Annotated in this window: 13 protein-coding genes and 1 pseudogene; 5 read left to right on the plus strand and 9 right to left on the minus strand. The window is 53.9% G+C overall.

Going from position 1 to position 14672, the window contains the following annotated elements:
- Window positions 1-322 precede the first annotated feature (322 nt).
- The 3 genes and pseudogenes from queD to AACY26_RS21420 form a co-directional block, all read right to left on the minus strand.
- On the minus strand, window positions 323-679 hold the full coding sequence (queD, locus tag AACY26_RS20095; protein WP_339516651.1) for a 6-carboxytetrahydropterin synthase QueD: 357 nt from the start codon (window positions 677-679) through the stop codon (window positions 323-325).
- Between the two features lie 249 nt (window positions 680-928).
- Complete coding sequence (locus AACY26_RS21415; protein ID WP_445261339.1) at window positions 929-1663, minus strand: methyl-accepting chemotaxis protein; 735 nt, start codon at window positions 1661-1663, stop codon at window positions 929-931.
- 120 nt (window positions 1664-1783) lie between these two features.
- Window positions 1784-2614, minus strand: a pseudogene (locus AACY26_RS21420) (cache domain-containing protein); the annotation flags it as partial.
- Between the two features lie 236 nt (window positions 2615-2850).
- On the opposite strand from AACY26_RS21420, the gene AACY26_RS20105 reads away from it, so the two are divergent.
- From AACY26_RS20105 to AACY26_RS20115, 3 genes are all read left to right on the plus strand, one after another.
- A complete protein-coding gene (locus AACY26_RS20105) occupies window positions 2851-3681 on the plus strand; it encodes an undecaprenyl-diphosphate phosphatase (protein WP_339516655.1) in 831 nt (276 codons plus the stop codon).
- A gap of 66 nt (window positions 3682-3747) precedes the next feature.
- Window positions 3748-4578 carry an AraC family transcriptional regulator gene (locus AACY26_RS20110; protein WP_339516657.1) on the plus strand — a complete coding sequence of 277 codons (831 nt, stop codon included), beginning with the start codon at window positions 3748-3750 and terminating at the stop codon, window positions 4576-4578.
- A 27-nt stretch (window positions 4579-4605) separates the two neighbouring features.
- Window positions 4606-5316, plus strand: coding sequence for a DUF1294 domain-containing protein (locus AACY26_RS20115; RefSeq protein ID WP_339516659.1), 711 nt, complete (start codon window positions 4606-4608; stop codon window positions 5314-5316).
- Here AACY26_RS20115 and AACY26_RS20120 read toward each other — a convergent pair.
- Both AACY26_RS20120 and AACY26_RS20125 read right to left on the minus strand, forming a co-directional pair.
- The gene (locus AACY26_RS20120) at window positions 5311-5664 is read right to left on the minus strand and encodes an MmcQ/YjbR family DNA-binding protein (RefSeq protein WP_339516661.1); all 354 of its coding nucleotides are present in this window, start codon (window positions 5662-5664) and stop codon (window positions 5311-5313) included. The two genes, AACY26_RS20115 and AACY26_RS20120, sit on opposite strands and share 6 nt — an antisense overlap.
- 29 nt (window positions 5665-5693) lie before the next feature.
- The gene (locus tag AACY26_RS20125; RefSeq protein WP_339516663.1) at window positions 5694-6890 is read right to left on the minus strand and encodes an MFS transporter; all 1197 of its coding nucleotides are present in this window, start codon (window positions 6888-6890) and stop codon (window positions 5694-5696) included.
- Between the two features lie 351 nt (window positions 6891-7241).
- On the opposite strand from AACY26_RS20125, the gene AACY26_RS20130 reads away from it, so the two are divergent.
- Both AACY26_RS20130 and AACY26_RS20135 read left to right on the plus strand, forming a co-directional pair.
- Window positions 7242-7748 carry a DUF1993 domain-containing protein gene (locus AACY26_RS20130; protein ID WP_339516665.1) on the plus strand — a complete coding sequence of 169 codons (507 nt, stop codon included), beginning with the start codon at window positions 7242-7244 and terminating at the stop codon, window positions 7746-7748.
- 35 nt (window positions 7749-7783) lie between these two features.
- Window positions 7784-8116: a luciferase domain-containing protein gene (locus AACY26_RS20135; RefSeq protein ID WP_339516668.1), complete on the plus strand. Its 333-nt coding sequence runs from the start codon at window positions 7784-7786 to the stop codon at window positions 8114-8116.
- Window positions 8117-8139: 23 nt separating this feature from the next.
- Here AACY26_RS20135 and guaD read toward each other — a convergent pair whose 3' ends face one another.
- The 4 genes from guaD to xdhA form a co-directional block, all read right to left on the minus strand.
- Window positions 8140-9444, minus strand: a complete 1305-nt coding sequence (gene guaD / locus AACY26_RS20140; RefSeq protein ID WP_339516670.1) for a guanine deaminase — start codon at window positions 9442-9444, stop codon at window positions 8140-8142.
- Between the two features lie 74 nt (window positions 9445-9518).
- The gene (xdhC, locus tag AACY26_RS20145) at window positions 9519-10358 is read right to left on the minus strand and encodes a xanthine dehydrogenase accessory protein XdhC (protein WP_339516672.1); all 840 of its coding nucleotides are present in this window, start codon (window positions 10356-10358) and stop codon (window positions 9519-9521) included.
- Between the two features lie 225 nt (window positions 10359-10583).
- Window positions 10584-12980 carry a xanthine dehydrogenase molybdopterin binding subunit gene (gene xdhB / locus AACY26_RS20150; protein WP_339516673.1) on the minus strand — a complete coding sequence of 799 codons (2397 nt, stop codon included), beginning with the start codon at window positions 12978-12980 and terminating at the stop codon, window positions 10584-10586.
- Entirely contained in the window at window positions 12973-14424 is a 1452-nt protein-coding gene (gene xdhA / locus AACY26_RS20155) for a xanthine dehydrogenase small subunit (protein WP_339516675.1), read from the minus strand. The genes xdhB and xdhA overlap by 8 nt, the downstream gene beginning before the upstream one ends.
- Between the last annotated feature and the right edge of the window lie 248 nt (window positions 14425-14672).

The raw sequence follows: 14672 nt of genomic DNA on the forward strand, positions 1-14672 counted from the left end.
TAGTGAAACGATGCATCGCCGATGGTAGTGTGGGGTTTCCCCATGTGAGAGTAGGTCATCGTCAAGCGCCTATACCGAAACCCCAGATCATGAAAATGATCTGGGGTTTCTCTTTGCGCAGAAAAAAGTTCGGAAGGGCGGCCAGCGCGCAGCTTGCCCGCCAAGGTGCAACAACTTGGCCAGGGTTAGCAACAGCCGGTGGATGGATAAAGCGTCATCCACCCTACGTGGCAGCCGTGGCCGCGATCCGCACTAAACCCCGCGCAGGACCGAATCTCATGCATTAAAAAGCCACCTGACGGTGGCTTTTTAATTACTGCGGCTAGTCGCCGCGATACTCGCAGCCGCTGGTACAGGTTTCATGGATGCGAATGCGTGATAGCTCAGGTAGCAAGGGCTTTAACTCTTGCCAAATCCACTTCGCCAGTACTTCACTGGTCGGGTTTTCAAGGCCAGGAATATCATTCAGGTAGTTGTGGTCGAGTTGCTCATATAGCGGCTTGAATATCGCTTTAATCTCGGAGAAATCACGAATCCAACCGGTATGGGGATCAACCTCGCCTTCGATATAAACTGCAACCTTAAAGGAGTGTCCGTGCAGGCGACCACACTTATGGCCGTCAGGAACGTGAGGAAGGCGGTGAGCCGCTTCAAACATGAATTCTTTGAACAATTCCACTGGTTTACTCTCTGCGATACATCTCTACAAGCGTATTGAGCGGCGCCGTGTTGCCTGCCGCGTAACTGCGCTTATCTTAACAGTTTGGATGATCTGACGGGGTGTGCCGCTGGTAATCTGCGCATAGCTGGGGCGTGAGCGGTTAACCATGGTATTTGATTAACCGCTGTGCGCTGGTTTGTTGTGCAACCAACCTAGGCCGCAACATACACCAATGATCGAACGAGCATGATGCCGCGCTATTGGCGTTTACACACGAAACTGTCCGAGTAAGGCGCTAAGTTGCTTGGCCAACTGACCTACATGCTCACTGGCTTTATTCGATTGCTGCGCTGCAGACGCATTCTCATGGGCGAGACCGGCAGCTTGAGTGACATTCTGATTGATATCATCAACAACATGGGACTGCTCTAAAGTTGCACTTGCAATAGAGGTGTTCAGGCCTGTGATGTTTTTTAATGAGTGGGCAATTTGATCGAGGCTGTGGCCCGCCAAATTGGCTTGTTCAATTGTGAGCTGTGATGCACGGCTGCTCTCATTAATCACCTTAACTGCAGCTTGCGAGTTAGCCTGCAAGCGTTCTGTCATGGTTTGAATTTCAGCTGTGGATTTCTGTGTGCGCTGAGCAAGTAAACGTACTTCATCAGCAACAACCGCAAACCCACGACCTTGTTCGCCTGCACGGGCGGCCTCAATCGCCGCGTTGAGTGCCAACAGGTTGGTTTGTTCAGCAATTGAGCGAATCACTTCAAGTACGCTGCCGATCTCTGTGCTTTCCTCTGCAAGGGTATTCATCACTGTGACTGCATTGTCGATCATTGCCGACAACTGCCCTATTTGCTGCAGGCTCGATTGAATGTTGCTCTGGCCCTGTGATGCCTGTTGCTCGGCGGACAGAACCTCAGACGAAGCATGTTCGGCGTTTTTAGCTACATCCTGAACCGCGTAGGTGACTTGGTTAATCGCGGTAGCCACTAACTCCATCTGCTGCGATTGTTGTTGGCTGTGGTTGTGCGCATCCGTTGCTACGCTATCTAGCGACTGCGCAGCCTGAGTCAGCTCTGAGGCCGAATCAAGGGATTGCTTGATAACCTGACGTAGCTTTTCGGTAAATGCATTGAAGTGTTGCGCCAATGCAGTCAGTTCATCGTTGCCCTGTGCATCAAGGCTGTGCGTCAAGTCGCCTTCGCCGCTGGCAATATTAGCCATTGCGCTTACCGCCTGGTTTAGCGGTTTGGAAATGCTGCGGGCTATCAATGTGACAACGAGCGTCATCAGAAGCATCAAGGTCAGGCTGATGATGACGACACGTGTTGCCTGGGCTGAAAACTCAGCTTGCAGGTCATCGACGTATACTCCAGAGCCAATGATCCAGCCCCAGGGTTCGAAAAGTTGTACGTAGGATATTTTCGGTACGGGTTCGCTTGCCCCTGGCTTGGGCCAACGGTAATCGACCTGACCAGCGCCTTTGGCCTTAGCGATGCTCACCATTTCATTGAACAAAGCCTTACCGTCAGGGTCTTTGAAGGTCGACAGGTTCTGGCCTTCGAGCTTTGGATTGGTGGGGTGCATGATCATGGTTGGGGTCAGATCATTAACCCAGAAATATTCACTGGTGTCGTAGCGCAGGCCACGGACTATTTCCAATGCCTGCTTTTGTGCATCTTCACGCTTGAGCGTACCTGCCGTTTCTAAGGCATGGAAGTGCGCAATGATGCCGGTTGCACTTTGTACCAAGTGCTGGGTTTTTTCGCTTTTGCCCGCATACAAGTCACTGTGAATTTGTTTGAGCAATACGCTGCCCAAGGTCAATAACATGACGATTGCGACAATAAGTATCAACCATAGACGACGGCTGATGGGTAGGCTACGCAAGCTGCTCATAGGGAAACTCCTAATTCTTATTATGGGAGCTGGATAGTGTTGTTCTGGCATTTCCCTATGCCCGCATGCTGATCGGAATCAAACAGCCTGAGTAAAGATCAAGTAACCGGCTATAAATTGCTAATTCTCTGTTAGCATTTCGGCCCGAAACGCAGAAACCTGAGGGTTGACGGATAATTTGTCCGCGCGAGTGGCTCGTGTTGCTCAAACCCCGTCAAATGACGCTAGACATGCTTCAAAAATAATTTTTTGCGCGGCTATTAAACCCGCGCACATTGGGAGATCGGATGGACGTGTGGTTGGCCGTACAGGCATTGATTTTGGGCGTGGTTGAAGGCATTACCGAGTTTTTACCCATCTCTAGCACCGGGCATCAAATCATCGTTGCCGACTTGATTGGTTTCGGCGGTGAGCGGGCAATGGCCTTCAATATCATTATCCAGCTTGGCGCCATCTTGGCGGTGGTCTGGGAGTATCGCCAGAAGATTCTAGATGTCGTTATCGGCTTGCCTAAAGAGCCCCAGGCACAGCTGTTTACCCGCAACTTGTTAATCGCATTTTTCCCGGCAGTTATTCTTGGCGTGTGCTTTGCCGACTTGATTCACGAGTTCCTGTTCAACCCGATTACCGTGGCCACGGCGTTGGTCATTGGTGGTGTTGTCATGCTTTGGGCCGAGCGCCGTAAACACAAGGTCCATGCAGAAACGGTCGATGACATGACCTGGAAGGATGCGCTGAAGATTGGTTTCGCCCAGTGCCTGGCGATGATTCCCGGTACGTCCAGATCCGGTGCTACCATCATCGGCGGCTTGCTGTTTGGCCTATCGCGCAAAGCAGCGACCGAGTTTTCGTTTTTCCTGGCAATGCCGACCATGGTCGGCGCGGCAGTGTATTCTGGCTACAAGTACCGGGACCTGTTCCAGCCGGCTGACTTGCCAGTATTTGCCATTGGCTTTGTGACTTCGTTTATTTTCGCGATGATTGCAGTGCGGGCCTTGCTCAAGTTTATTGGCAACCACAGCTATGCAGTATTTGCCTGGTATCGAATCGGTTTCGGGCTGCTGATTCTGGCTACTTGGCAGTTGCATCTGATTGACTGGAGCACTGCTCAGGGCTAGTTATATCAGCCGGGTGCAGTATCGAGATGCACCTTTGGTGTAGCCGCCCAGTGAGTGAGTCATTTGATGAGCACAAGGTTATCCAACTCGACAGCAAGCATCACCAAGCAGGTGGTGCAGCGCTATCACCAGGCATGGAAGACTAGCGACCTTGATGCCGTGATGGCGCTCTATCATCCGCACGTTGAGTACAGTGATTTCTTTCAGAACAAGGTCTTTCATTTCGAGCAGTTGCGTGAGTATGTGCGCAGCTCGATGCCGCTTGCGCCACAAGAGGTGCTTGAGCACACCGATCGAATTCGCTTTGATGACGACACGGCCTTTATCCAATACCGGATTACTTTGCGTGGCGGTCCCGGCTTGGTTTCGTTCCGTTCCAGCGAGGCAATCACCGTTCGTGATGGGCTGATCTGGCGGGTTAACGAATACGCCTCGTTGATCCATGAACAGCATGATGGCCAGCATGAGTCGGACGGTCGCCCAGCCACCAGTCGACTCGGTTTGTCGGCGCGCCAACTGGGTATTTTGGCGTTGGATCTGCAAGAATACTTCGCTAAAAAACAACCCTATTTAGATCCAGGTCTCAACCTCCAGCAAGTGGCGAGCGAAACAGGCTACAGCCGTAATCAGATCTCCTACTTGTTAAACCAGGTACTTGGCCAAAGTTTTTACCGCTATGTGAATCATGAGCGGCTCAAGCATTTATTGCAGAGTGTCGAGCAACTCCAGCAGTCGGCCAAGGTCGATGATCTAGTCTTCGCGGCAGGCTTTAATTCGCTGTCTGCATTTTATAAATGCTTTCGTTTGCATATTGGCATTACGCCCAAAGCCTATTTGAAGTTACCGGTTGCAGAGCAAAATGCCCTGCGTGCTAGCGCGCATGACAATAGTGAGTAAAGGTATGCAGGGGATGACTGTTTAATCATGGAAGTACGCGGCTCGATCAAAAACTGGAATGATGACAAAGGCTTCGGTTTTATCCGCCCCGAGCAAGGCGGACCCGAAGTGTTCGCTCATATTTCGGCAATGCGTGGTGATCGTCGCCCGGTCGCGGGTGACCAGGTCATGTACATCGCTGGTAAAGACGACAAGGGCCGTTTGCGTGCGGAGCATCTACGGATTGCCGGCGAGCTGTCCATTGATCAGCCCAAGATTCGTCGTAAGCCAACTGGGTCTGCGAAGCGGCACAAGCAGCCTGAAATGCAGAAGGCGCCAAGACCGCCACGCCGTCAACTCAGCGTGCCCATGCAAAACCTTGGGCTCAAAACCCTGGTGTTCATTGGGCTCTGCGCCTTGCCCTTGTTCGGCAGTTTCCAGTTGTTTTTCAAGGTTGGCATCATCTGGATGCTGGCGGCTTATGCGCTGATGAGCCTGGTCAGTTTCGTGCAGTACTGGAGTGACAAAGCCAAAGCCATGCGTGGCGCCTGGCGCATACCGGAAAGCACGTTGCACCTGGTCGAGTTACTCGGTGGTTGGCCTGGTGCTTTGATCGCCCAGCAATGCTTTCGGCATAAAACCCGGAAAGGGACTTACCAGTTTATTTTCTGGTTGATTATCTTGGCCCATCAACTGCTTTGGTTTGATTGGCTGGTCTTGGGTGGCGAGTACTTCGGCCACTTTATCCGGCGCTTATAGATCAATCAGCAGGCCAAGCTGTTTGCGCTTTGATAGTTTAGCCACTACCAGTTGATGCGAGCGGGTGATCAGTTCGCGCAACTCTTCATCGCCGATGGGCAACTGATCACAGTTCATGCTGACCCAGTGCGCTCGGGCCAGATAGGGTGAAGGGCGGATTCCCGGGCGATCAACAAAGCCGAGAAAGAGATCGTTATCGACCTTGAAGGCGAGATTGCCGCCGAGAAAGTTAAGGATTGCAAACATCTTGTTTCCCGCGATGGAAAACACCTGGTTTTCACCCCATTTGAAGTCTTCACGGGCGCCCGGTAACTGCAGGCAAAAAGCAGCAATTTGTTGACGATTCATCTTTGCGCTCCTATTCAGCCCAAGCTCATTCAGGCCGAGCTCAGCCTGGAGCCTTTATCCCTGCTTAGCAAGATCAGAGTCAACAGCATCCCCAACAGGGCCATGCAGGCGGCAACCATAAAGATTGAGCCGAAGCCGAAGTGACCGGCAACGGCGCCCATCAAAGGCCCGGCGATGCCCAATGCCAGGTCAAAGAATACTGCATAGGCGCCGAGTGCCGAACTGCGGCTCGCGGGCGGAATATGCGAGATGATTTCAACCCCCAAGGCGGGGTAGACCAACGACAAGCCAAAGCCGGTGAGGGCAGCGCCACATAAGGTAATCCATGGGGTGGGTGCAAGCCAGATCAGCAATAAGCCTATGCACTCGATAAACAAGCATACGGTTGCAACGCGATAACCCCCGCGCTTTTTGATCGTGCTGGAAAACCAGAGGCGAGCGAGGATAAACGCGGCGCCAAATGCACTCAGGCAATACGCCGCGTTATCCCAGTCACGGCTGTCGTAATACAGGGTGATAAAAGTGGCCAGGGTGCCAAAGCCAATTGAGCCAAGAGCAAGCGCTACGCCGTTTGGCGCTACTTTGAGAAATACGCTGCTAAAGGGCAGGCGCTTACCCTTGATAATGGGGGCTGGGGTTTTGATGCGGGCCAGCAAAAATGATCCGCCTGCAAGAACCAGGGTCAGGCTGCCGATGCTCCAGAGCCCTAAGCTGGACACCATCATGACCCCTAAGGGAGCCCCGAGCGCCACTGCGCCATAGGATGCAATACCATTCCAGGAAATCACCCGGGCGGTGTTTTCCGGTCCGACCCTGCCGATGCCCCAACTGATCGAGCCTGTGCCAACCAAGCCTTGAGATACACCGAGGATAATCCTGGCCAGTATCAGCAATATCAAGCTAGCCAAAGGATAGGCCAGCAGGGATGTGGCGAGCAGGGTTACAGCGCCACTTATCGAGCAGCCAACAAGGCCATAAAGAACACCTCGTTTGGCGCCTAAGCGGTCGGCGATGGAGCCAGAAATCGGTCGAGTCAGCAGGGTCGAAAAATACTGTGTGCCAATTACCACCCCGGCCAGTATCGAGCTGTAGCCAAGGTCATAGAGGACGAAACCGGGGAGTACGGCGAGAGGCAAGCCGACGCACAAGAAGCTGATAAAGGTAAAAAATACGATGGTTAAAATCTGCAAGGTGGAGTTATCTGCAGATGTTGGCTCGGTCGTCATTTGGCAGCTCAGGTTGGCAATGGCGGCGGAAGATCGCGGACCCCAGAAAATCGACTGCGCGAGGTATCGTTAGGTCGGAAGCTGCTCAAGACGGTCGAACTCGACCACTAAGCCTGGCTTTTTAGCCTTGTCTGCCTTCGCTCGCTGCTTTTCCAGTGCCTCTTGTTATGAAAGCTCATCATACAACTGAAAACAAAGCCTGCTAACGAATATTTCAGGATTTTATTCAGCAAACTGAATTTTATGGGCAGAGACATCGCTCGCTCATGAGTTGAAATATCAATGTGCGCGAGCAATGCCGCAGGTGTAATGTGCTCAGTTCAATCTGCCATTTGTTGTGGAGCAATAACCATGTCGTTGTCCATGTACCAAGCCAGTGTTCCTGTTTTTATCCGCATGCTGAGCAATCTCGATGCGATTCTCGATAAGGCTTTGGCTCATGCTGAGGCTGGAGGTTTTGATTCGACTGTCTTGGTAAATGCTCGCTTGGCGCCCGATATGTACCCTTTGGCGCGACAAATACAAATCGCCACCGATGCGGTTAAAGGCTGTGTTGCGCGTCTTGCCGGGGTCGATGTGCCGAGCTATGCCGACAGCGAAGCAAGCATTGCTGAACTGAAAGAGCGGATTGCCAAGACCCAGGCTTTTGTTCAAACATTCAAGCCAGAGCAGATTGATGGCAGCGAGGACAAGACTATCAATATCAAGCTGCCTTCACGTGAGTTGAGTTTTGATGGGCAAATGTTCCTGCTGCATTTTGCTTTGCCGAACTTCTATTTTCACATCAGTTGTAGTTACGCGATCTTACGCCACAATGGTGTGAAAATTGGCAAGATGGATTTCTTGGGCGCGGTGTGAATCCGCTGATCGGCAGCCTAGACTGCGAGCGAGCAATGAATTCATTAAAGACGCAATTGCTTGAGGCAATCGAGAGGTTGCCGGGCATGCAGGTTGTGCTCTGGCCCGAGCGATCAGATGGCTTTACTACGCTGAACTACGGTCAAAAGGAAATTGCCCATTTTCACCACGACAACGAACTTGATCTAGCACTGGGCAAATCGCTGATCAAGCAACAGGGTTTACAACATCCTGCGAACTCGATAAGGCATCCAAAGCGCTCGGCTTCATCTGCTTATATCGAGTTGCGCTTTAACAGTCCTGCTGACGTTGAAGAGGTGATTCGCCTGTTGAAGTTGGCAATCGTTGATCGAGAATCCGCTGCGTAGCAAACGCCAGCAGCGGATACTTTTTAATCGCGACGGTGGACTGAGCGACCTGCAGCGAAGGTTTCTTTCACTGAGCGATCATCACCCAGAATGGTCAAGGCAAATAGCTTTTCTTCCAGCGTTTTTGCTTGCTGCATGCGGTAATCAATCAGCGCTGTGGATTTGTAGTCGAGAACAATAAAGTCGGCGTCTTTGCCGCTTTCAAAGTTACCGATCTTGTCATCCAGATACAATGCATTGGCGCTGCCGAGCGTTGCCAGATACAGCGACTTGAATGGATCAAGCTTGAGGCCTTGCAGCTGCATGATCTTGTAGGCCTCGTTGAGCGACTGCAGCTGCGAGAAGCTAGTGCCACCCCCGACGTCTGTGCCCAAGCCGACACGAACGCCATGCTGCTCAAGTTTCTTCAGGTTGAACAAGCCGCTGCCGAGGAACAGGTTTGAGGTTGGGCAGAAGGCAATTGCCGAGCCGGTTTCACCCAAGCGTTTGCACTCGTCGTCACACAGGTGCACGCCGTGGGCGAAGACTGAGCGGGCGCCAATCAATTTGTAGTGATCGTAGACATCCAGATAACCGGTGCGCTCAGGGAACAGGGCTTTAACCCATTCGATTTCCTTGAGGTTTTCAGACAGGTGCGTGTGCATGTATAGATCAGGGAACTCATGGTAGAGCTTACCGGCAAGTTCAAGCTGCTCTGGTGTGCTCGTCGGTGCGAACCGTGGTGTGACGGCATAGTGCAGGCGACCCTTGCCGTGCCAGCGTTGAATCAGTTCCTTGCTGTCGGCGTAGCCGGATTCAGCGGTGTCGGTCAGGTAGTCGGGGGCATTGCGATCCATCAGTACCTTGCCTGCGATCATGCGCAGGTTGAGCGCCTCGCTGGCCTCGAAGAATGCATCAACCGACTGCTTGTGCACGCTGCCGAAAACCAATGCGGTGGTGGTGCCGTTGCGCAGCAGCTCCTTGAGGAAGATACCGGCGACATCCGCCGCATGGGCTTTGTCGGCAAACTGCTGCTCAGTCGGGAAGGTGTAGGTGTTGAGCCAGTCCAGCAACTGCTCACCGTATGAGGCGATCATTCCGGTTTGCGGGTAGTGAATATGGGTGTCGATAAAGCCGGGCGTGATCAAGGCATCCGGGTATTCTGTAATCTCGATGCCGTTAAGCGAGCCGAGCAAGTCAGCGGCATGGCCGACCTTGACTACGCGACCGTCTTCAACGAGCAGGATACCGTCCTCAAAATACTCATACGATTGTTCGATGCCGACCACGGCGGGGTCGGCAAGGCTGTGGAGTATGGACGCGCGGTAAGCTTTTGCAGGGCTGGACATAATGTTCTCGGCAGTCTGTTAGTCAGCCGCTATCCGCCTGATCGTCGGCAGATAGCGTTGGTATTAAGTGTGTTTCAAGCGTGATTACGGCGCGAGGCCGGTAATAGCTGAGCAATAGGCCCGGCGGATTTGCTGTGCTTTTGCTCGCCAAAATGTGCGTTGTAGGTGGCGATGATTTCGCCCGCAATCGACACTGCAATTTCAACCGGTAACTTGCCTTTGACTTCACCTAAACCCATCGGGCAGCGCATGCGCTGAACCACTTCTGGGTCAAAGCCGCGATCACGCAAGCGATGTTCAAACTTGGCACGCTTGGTTTTTGAGCCGATCAAGCCGTAGTAGGCAAAATCATCGCGCTTGAGAATCGCCGCGCTTAGCTCAAGATCAAGTTGATGGTTGTGGGTCATGACGATGTAGTAGCTGCCAGCAGGCATGTTATCGACTTCATCGACCACCTCATCATTGACGACTTTTTCGGCACCGGCTGGAACCTGCTCTGGAAACTCGGCTTCACGTGAGTCGATCCAGCGTACTTTGCATGGCAGGCTGGCGAGTAGCGGTACCAGTGCGCGACCCACATGACCGGCGCCAAATACAGCGATTTGCGCTTGCGGCTGACCCATTGGCTCAAAGAGCAATACGGTCGCTCCGCCGCAACACTGCCCCAGGCTGGCGCCAAGGTTGAAGCGCTCCAGGCGAGTGCTTTGGGTGCCGCTTTCGAGCATCTGGCGAGCCATTTCCATGGCTTTGTATTCAAGATGACCGCCACCGATGGTTTGGTAAATCCGTTCGGCGGTAACCACCATCTTCGAGCCGGAGTTGCGCGGGGTAGAGCCGCGCTCATCAATGATGGTGACCAGTACGCAAGGCAGGCCTTGCTCTTGTAGCTCGGCGAGGGTGCTGATCCAGCTCATTTTCTCAGCCTCCAGCTATGTAAGGGTTTCGCCGGGCGTGACAAGCACCAGTCAGCAACTTTAGGTTGCTCAACCACAGCGCTTGATGGCTCCAGCACAAACAGCGGAGACACCTGACGGGCAGGGACTTTGGCTGTTTCAGTTAAATTTTCGGTGGTATTTGTCATTGTTGTACACCATTGGGAAAACAGAGCGGCGCAGCATCACGCCGCTCATTGCACCTGCTTAGACAGGTTCTACAGCCTCACGCGCTACCGCCTTGGCCGGTTGCTGGTATTTCTTCATCTGCTCAATGCCCCAAAGCACACGCTCAGGTGTTGCCGGTGCATCGATATCGGGTTGCTGGCGATAGTCAGCCAGGCTGGCCACGGCATCCTTGATCGCACACCAGACGGCAATCCCCAGCATAAACGGCGGCTCACCCACGGCTTTGGAGTGGAACACCGTGTCTTCAGGGTTCTTGCGGTTCTCGACCAGTTTGACCCGCAGGTCGAGCGGCATGTCGGCGATGGCTGGAATCTTGTAGCTGGCCGGACCATTGGTCATCAGCTTGCCTTTACCGTTCCAGACCAGTTCTTCCATGGTCAGCCAGCCCATGCCTTGAACGAATGCGCCTTCAACCTGGCCAATGTCGATTGCCGGGTTAAGCGAGGCGCCGACATCATGAAGAATGTCGCTACGCAGCATTTTGTATTCACCGGTCAGTGTGTCGACTATCACTTCGGAGCAGGCGGCGCCGTAAGCGAAATAGTAGAACGGGCGGCCTGCAGCTTTGTCACGATCATAGAAAATCTTCGGTGTGCGATAGAAACCGGTGCTCGACAGGGAAACCTGAGCAAAGTAAGCCTGCTGGATCACTTGGTCAAAGGCGATGAACTGATCGCGAACGCGGACCTGGCCGTTGCGGAACTCGATGTCTTCTGCGCTGACTTTATGCTCACGCATCAGGAAGTCGACCAAGCGCTGCTTGATGGTTTCAGCGGCGTTCTGCGCGGCTTTGCCGTTTAGGTCAGCGCCGCTGGAAGCAGCTGTCGGCGAGGTGTTGGGTACTTTGTCGGTATTGGTCGCGGTAATCTGGATGCGTGAAATATCGACCTGGAACACTTCAGCCACGACCTGCGCGACCTTGGTATTGAGGCCTTGGCCCATCTCGGTGCCGCCGTGATTGAGATGGATGCTGCCATCGGTATAGATATGTACCAGCGCGCCCGCCTGGTTGAGGAAGCTGGCGGTAAAGCTGATGCCGAATTTCACCGGCGTCAGCGCAAGGCCCTTTTTCAGCACCGGGCTTTGCGCGTTGAATGCGCGAATTTCTTCGCGGCGCTTGCTGTAGTCGCTGCTGGTTTCAAGCTCACTGGTCATCTCGGCCAGCATGTTGTGCTCTACTTTTTGGTAGTAGTGCGTGACATTGCGGTCTTCTTTGCCGTAATAGTTGAGCTTGCGCACCTCCAGCGGATCCTTGCCCAGTTGGCGGGCAATATGATCCATTACCTGCTCGATCGCGACCATGCCTTGCGGGCCGCCAAAGCCGCGGTAGGCGGTGTTGGAGGCGGTGTTGGTCTTGCAGCGGTGGCCATTGATGGTTGCGTTGCCGAGAAAGTAGGCGTTGTCCGAGTGGAACATCGCCCGGTCGACGATAGAACCTGACAAATCAGGGGAATAGCCGCAATTACCCGCCAGTTCAAGCTCGATACCCTGGAGCAAGCCGTCGCCGTCGTAGCCGACATCGTATTCGACATAGAAAGGGTGGCGCTTGCCGGTCATCTGCATGTCTTCAACACGCGGCAGACGCATCTTGGTTGGCCGGCCAGTGAGGTGAGCCACCACGGCGCACAAACACGCGGGGCCGGCAGCCTGGGTTTCCTTGCCACCAAAACCACCGCCCATGCGGCGCATGTCGATGACGATTTTGTGCATCGCCACGCCAAGCACTTCAGCCACCAGTTTTTGCACTTCGGTGGCGTTTTGCGTCGAGGTGTAGACAATCATCCCGCCGTCTTCGGTGGGCATCACTGAGGAAATCTGGGTTTCCAGGTAAAAGTGTTCCTGACCACCAATGTGCAAGCTACCCTGCAGGCGATGCGGGGCCGTCGCCAAGGCACCGGTGGAGTCGCCAATCTTGTGCTGGTGGCTGTCGAGTACAAAGTGTTTCTTGCGCAGCGCATCAACTACATCAAGCACCGGCTCAAGGTCTTCGTACTCAATGACCGCCGCCATGGCGGCCTTGCGTGCGGCTTCCAGGCTGTTTGCGGCTACGGCCAGCACCACTTGGCCTACGAATTCAACTTTGCCGTCGGCGAGTAATGGGTCACCAGGGGCCACTGCGCCGATATCCAGCTGGCCGGGTACATCTTTGCTGGTGATGGCAATGGCTACGCCGGGGATTTCATAGCACGGCGCGGTATCGATTTTGACGATACGTGCATGTGCACGGTCGCTCATGCGGGCATAAATGTGCAGCTGGTTGGGGAATTCCAGGCGGTCATCGACGTAGGTGGCTTCGCCTGAAACGTGTTTGGCTGCGCTTTCGTGTTTTACACTGCGACCAACACCGGTGGTGAGGTCGGCGCGGAACAGCTCAGCCAGTTCAGCCTGGGTTTTTTGAATGATGTGATTAGACATATGCAGTCACCCGCGTCTCAACTTCTGGAGCTTGCATTTCAAGGAAGAACTTACGCAGCAGGTTCTGTGCAATAAGCAGGCGGTATTCTTTACTTGCGCGGAAATCGCTCAGTGGCGTGAAGTCCTCGGCCAGAGCCGCGCAGGCTTGTTCGATAACCCCCGGATACCAGGCTGCGCCGTTGAGTACGGCTTCGCAGGCGGCGGCTCGTTTGGGGGTGGCAGCCATGCCGCCGAAGGCGATACGCGCACTTTGCACCGTGCCGTCTGCCACTTCGATATTGAAGGCTGCGCAGACTGCAGAGATATCATCGTCCAGGCGCTTCGATACTTTATAAGCGCGGAATGCACGATTGGCTTGTGCGCGAGGCACTACGATCTTCTCGATAAACTCGGCTTCCTGCCGCGCCGTGACCTTGTAATCGATAAAGTAGTCTTCGAGCGGCAAGGTGCGTGACTCATTACCTTTGCGCAGCACGATCTGCGCGCCAAGGGCAATCAGCAGCGGCGGGGCATCACCAATTGGCGAGGCGTTGCCTATGTTGCCGCCAAGGGTGCCCTGATTGCGGATTTGCAAGGAGGCAAAGCGGTGCAGCAGCTCACCGAAGTCCGGATAGTCCTTGGCCAGGGCCGAGTAGCAATCGCTTAGCGCCGTGGCTGCACCAATCTCGATTGCGTCGTCGTTGATATCAATGCGTTTCATTGACTCGATGTGGCCGACGTAGATCATCACGGGCAGTTCGCGGTGGAACTGGGTGACTTCCAGCGCCAGGTCAGTGCCTCCCGCAAGCAGGCGCGCTTCCGGGTTGGCGGCGTAGATATCGGCCAAATCCGCCACGGTCAGTGGCAGCAGGCAGCGCTTGTCGCCGCTATTGAGTTCGGCGGTTTCAAGTGGGGCGATGGCTTTGAGCTGGGCAATGGTTTGCGCTTCAGCATTGTCGAACTGGTCGGGCTGTTTCTGGCAGCAGGCTTGTTCGGCAGCATCAATAATCGGGCGGTAGCCTGTGCAGCGGCATAGGTTGCCAGCGAGAGCTTCTAGTGTTTCAGCCTTGTTGTAGCCGTTGCTGTTCTTTTGCAAGGCAAACAGTGACATGACAAAACCAGGGGTGCAGAAGCCGCATTGTGAGCCGTGGCAATCAACCATAGCCTGCTGCACGCTGTGCAATTGGCCTTGGTGCTTGAGGTCTTCAACGCTGATGAGTTGCTTGCCGTGCAGTGAAGAAACGAAGGTCAGGCACGAGTTGAGTGTGCGATAACGAATGCGCTCGCGGCCTTCACTTGTATCAAGTTCGCCAACAACCACGGTGCATGCACCGCAGTCACCAGAGGCGCAGCCTTCTTTGGTACCGGGTTTGCCAAGGTGCTCACGCAAGTAATTGAGCACTGTGACGTTGGGGTCGAGTTGCTGCTCAGTGCGCAGCTCCCGGTTGAGTAGAAACTGGATCAAGGAAGACCTCCAGGCATTTTATTGTTGTCGATTTGCTGGCTTGAAGCTGATCCGAGAAGGCGTCAGCCGCGGTTCAAGCAATTCGTTTCGACTAAATCTAGTGATTTCTGACTTTTGGGTCAACTAATATTTGACGTGCGAGTCAGGCAGTTTTCATGCCCAATGGTTATTTGTAAGTCCGTCGCCAATAAATACCTGAAGATCACTGCTTTTTTTGTGCCAAGCAGGCAACTCTGCACATCGCCAGG

The organism is Pseudomonas sp. RL_15y_Pfl2_60, assembly GCF_963970595.1.
Classification (GTDB): Bacteria; Pseudomonadota; Gammaproteobacteria; order Pseudomonadales; family Pseudomonadaceae; genus Aquipseudomonas.

Bases quoted from the DNA above. Each gene is read 5' to 3' on its own strand.
- AACY26_RS20105 (WP_339516655.1), top strand. From the start codon at position 2,851: ATGGACGTGTGGTTGGCCGTACAGGCATTGATTTTGGGCGTGGTTGAA.
- xdhB (WP_339516673.1), bottom strand. From the start codon at position 12,980: ATGTCTAATCACATCATTCAAAAAACCCAGGCTGAACTGGCTGAGCTG.
- AACY26_RS20120 (WP_339516661.1), bottom strand. From the start codon at position 5,664: ATGAATCGTCAACAAATTGCTGCTTTTTGCCTGCAGTTACCGGGCGCC.
- AACY26_RS21415 (WP_445261339.1), bottom strand. From the start codon at position 1,663: ATGGAGTTAGTGGCTACCGCGATTAACCAAGTCACCTACGCGGTTCAG.
- AACY26_RS20130 (WP_339516665.1), top strand. From the start codon at position 7,242: ATGTCGTTGTCCATGTACCAAGCCAGTGTTCCTGTTTTTATCCGCATG.
- AACY26_RS20135 (WP_339516668.1), top strand. From the start codon at position 7,784: ATGAATTCATTAAAGACGCAATTGCTTGAGGCAATCGAGAGGTTGCCG.
- guaD (WP_339516670.1), bottom strand. From the start codon at position 9,444: ATGTCCAGCCCTGCAAAAGCTTACCGCGCGTCCATACTCCACAGCCTT.
- AACY26_RS20125 (WP_339516663.1), bottom strand. From the start codon at position 6,890: ATGACGACCGAGCCAACATCTGCAGATAACTCCACCTTGCAGATTTTA.
- AACY26_RS20110 (WP_339516657.1), top strand. From the start codon at position 3,748: ATGAGCACAAGGTTATCCAACTCGACAGCAAGCATCACCAAGCAGGTG.
- xdhC (WP_339516672.1), bottom strand. From the start codon at position 10,358: ATGAGCTGGATCAGCACCCTCGCCGAGCTACAAGAGCAAGGCCTGCCT.
- AACY26_RS20115 (WP_339516659.1), top strand. From the start codon at position 4,606: ATGGAAGTACGCGGCTCGATCAAAAACTGGAATGATGACAAAGGCTTC.